The organism is Globicatella sanguinis NBRC 15551 (assembly GCF_001552295.1).
Taxonomy (GTDB): domain Bacteria; phylum Bacillota; class Bacilli; order Lactobacillales; family Aerococcaceae; genus Globicatella; species Globicatella sanguinis.
Window position 1 is genome coordinate 1 of record NZ_BCQX01000179.1, and the last position, 2621, is coordinate 2621.

Annotated in this window: 2 protein-coding genes and 1 pseudogene; all 3 read left to right on the plus strand. The window is 35.3% G+C overall.

What is annotated here, in order from left to right; all coding sequences use genetic code 11:
- Positions 1–292: 292 nt before the first annotated feature.
- Positions 293–340 (plus strand): annotated as a pseudogene (locus GSA01S_RS11280) (hypothetical protein); the annotation flags it as partial.
- A gap of 15 nt (positions 341–355) precedes the next feature.
- Entirely contained in the window at positions 356–2275 is a 1920-nt protein-coding gene (gene tet(M) / locus GSA01S_RS09880; protein WP_066127145.1) for a tetracycline resistance ribosomal protection protein Tet(M), read from the plus strand.
- A 118-nt stretch (positions 2276–2393) separates the two neighbouring features.
- Positions 2394–2561: a cysteine-rich KTR domain-containing protein gene (locus GSA01S_RS09885; protein WP_000336323.1), complete on the plus strand. Its 168-nt coding sequence runs from the start codon at positions 2394–2396 to the stop codon at positions 2559–2561.
- Positions 2562–2621 lie beyond the last annotated feature (60 nt).

Below are 2621 nucleotides of genomic sequence, written 5' to 3' on the forward strand. Positions count from 1 at the left end.
CCCTATTTTGTAATCACGTACTCTCTTTGATAAAAAATTGGAGATTCCTTTACAAATATGCTCTTACGTGCTATTATTTAAGTATCTATTTAAAAGGAGTTAATAAATATGCGGCAAGGTATTCTTAAATAAACTGTCAATTTGATAGTGGGAACAAATAATTGGATGTCCTTTTTTAGGAGGGCTTAGTTTTTTGTACCCAGTTTAAGAATACCTTTATCATGTGATTCTAAAGTATCCGGAGAATATCTGTATGCTTTGTATGCCTATGGTTATGCATAAAAATCCCAGTGATAAGAGTATTTATCACTGGGATTTTTATGCCCTTTTGGGCTTTTGAATGGAGGAAAATCACATGAAAATTATTAATATTGGAGTTTTAGCTCATGTTGATGCGGGAAAAACTACCTTAACAGAAAGCTTATTATATAACAGTGGAGCGATTACAGAATTAGGAAGCGTGGACAGAGGTACAACGAAAACGGATAATACGCTTTTAGAACGTCAGAGAGGAATTACAATTCAGACGGCGATAACCTCTTTTCAGTGGAAAAATACTAAGATTAACATCATAGACACGCCAGGACATATGGATTTTTTAGCAGAAGTATATCGTTCATTATCAGTATTAGATGGGGCAATTCTACTGATTTCTGCAAAAGATGGCGTACAAGCACAAACTCGTATATTGTTTCATGCACTTAGGAAAATAGGTATTCCCACAATCTTTTTTATCAATAAGATTGACCAAAATGGAATTGATTTATCAACGGTTTATCAGGATATTAAAGAGAAACTTTCTGCGGAAATTGTAATCAAACAGAAGGTAGAACTGCATCCTAATATGCGTGTAATGAACTTTACCGAATCTGAACAATGGGATATGGTAATAGAAGGAAATGATTACCTTTTGGAGAAATATACGTCTGGGAAATTATTGGAAGCATTAGAACTCGAACAAGAGGAAAGCATAAGATTTCATAATTGTTCCCTGTTCCCTGTTTATCACGGAAGTGCAAAAAACAATATAGGGATTGATAACCTTATAGAAGTGATTACGAATAAATTTTATTCATCAACACATCGAGGTCAGTCTGAACTTTGCGGAAAAGTTTTCAAAATTGAGTATTCGGAAAAAAGACAGCGTCTTGCATATATACGTCTTTATAGTGGCGTACTGCATTTGCGAGATTCGGTTAGAATATCGGAAAAGGAAAAAATAAAAATTACAGAAATGTATACTTCAATAAATGGTGAATTATGTAAAATCGATAAGGCTTATTCCGGGGAAATTGTTATTTTGCAGAATGAGTTTTTGAAGTTAAATAGTGTTCTTGGAGATACAAAGCCATTGCCACAGAGAGAGAGAATTGAAAATCCCCTCCCTCTGCTGCAAACGACTGTTGAACCGAGCAAACCTCAACAAAGGGAAATGTTACTTGATGCACTTTTAGAAATCTCCGACAGTGACCCGCTTCTGCGATATTATGTGGATTCTGCGACACATGAAATCATACTTTCTTTCTTAGGGAAAGTACAAATGGAAGTGACTTGTGCTCTGCTGCAAGAAAAGTATCATGTGGAGATAGAAATAAAAGAGCCTACAGTCATTTATATGGAAAGACCGTTAAAAAAAGCAGAGTATACCATTCACATCGAAGTTCCACCGAATCCTTTCTGGGCTTCCATTGGTCTATCTGTAGCACCGCTTCCATTAGGGAGCGGAGTACAGTATGAGAGCTCGGTTTCTCTTGGATACTTAAATCAATCGTTTCAAAATGCAGTTATGGAGGGGATACGCTATGGCTGTGAACAAGGATTGTATGGTTGGAATGTGACGGACTGTAAAATCTGTTTTAAGTATGGCTTATACTATAGCCCTGTTAGTACCCCAGCAGATTTTCGGATGCTTGCTCCTATTGTATTGGAACAAGTCTTAAAAAAAGCTGGAACAGAATTGTTAGAGCCATATCTTAGTTTTAAAATTTATGCGCCACAGGAATATCTTTCACGAGCATACAACGATGCTCCTAAATATTGTGCGAACATCGTAGACACTCAATTGAAAAATAATGAGGTCATTCTTAGTGGAGAAATCCCTGCTCGGTGTATTCAAGAATATCGTAGTGATTTAACTTTCTTTACAAATGGACGTAGTGTTTGTTTAACAGAGTTAAAAGGGTACCATGTTACTACCGGTGAACCTGTTTGCCAGCCCCGTCGTCCAAATAGTCGGATAGATAAAGTACGATATATGTTCAATAAAATAACTTAGTGTATTTTATGTTGTTATATAAATATGGTTTCTTGTTAAATAAGATGAAATATTTTTTAATAAAGATTTGAATTAAAGTGTAAAGGAGGAGATAGTTATTATAAACTACAAGTGGATATTGTGTCCTGTATGTGGAAATAAAACACGATTAAAGATAAGGGAAGATACTGAATTAAAAAAATTCCCCCTCTATTGTCCGAAATGCAGACAAGAAAATTTAATTGAAATAAAGCAGTTCAAAGTAACTGTGATTACAGAGCCAGACGCAAAGACGCAGAGCCGATAAAATGAGATTAATACAATCTCATTTTATCGGCTCTTTCCGTTATGTATGGATTCTTTTAAT